A 359-nucleotide genomic window follows, 5' to 3' on the forward strand; every position below is an offset into this window, starting at 1 on the left:
GATCTACAGCCTGCTGCACCTCACCGGTTACGATCTGCCGATGGAAGAACTGAAAAACTTCCGTCAGCTGCACTCTAAAACTCCGGGTCACCCGGAAGTGGGTTACACCGCTGGTGTGGAAACCACCACCGGTCCGCTGGGTCAGGGTATTGCCAACGCAGTCGGTATGGCGATTGCAGAAAAAACGCTGGCGGCGCAGTTTAACCGTCCGGGCCACGACATTGTCGACCACTACACCTACGCCTTCATGGGCGACGGCTGCATGATGGAAGGCATCTCCCACGAAGTTTGCTCTCTGGCGGGTACGCTGAAGCTGGGTAAACTGATTGCATTCTACGATGACAACGGTATTTCTATCG

General features: G+C 55.4%; 1 protein-coding gene. It reads left to right on the forward strand.

What is annotated here, in order from left to right; translation table 11 throughout:
* A partial coding sequence (locus FN960_RS23620) for a thiamine pyrophosphate-binding protein (RefSeq protein WP_498034087.1) occupies nucleotides 1–359 on the forward strand: 359 nt, incomplete at both ends.

The sequence above is a fragment of the Alkalicoccobacillus porphyridii genome (assembly GCF_007293315.1).
Taxonomy (GTDB): domain Bacteria; phylum Bacillota; class Bacilli; order Bacillales; family Bacillaceae_D; genus Alkalicoccobacillus; species Alkalicoccobacillus porphyridii.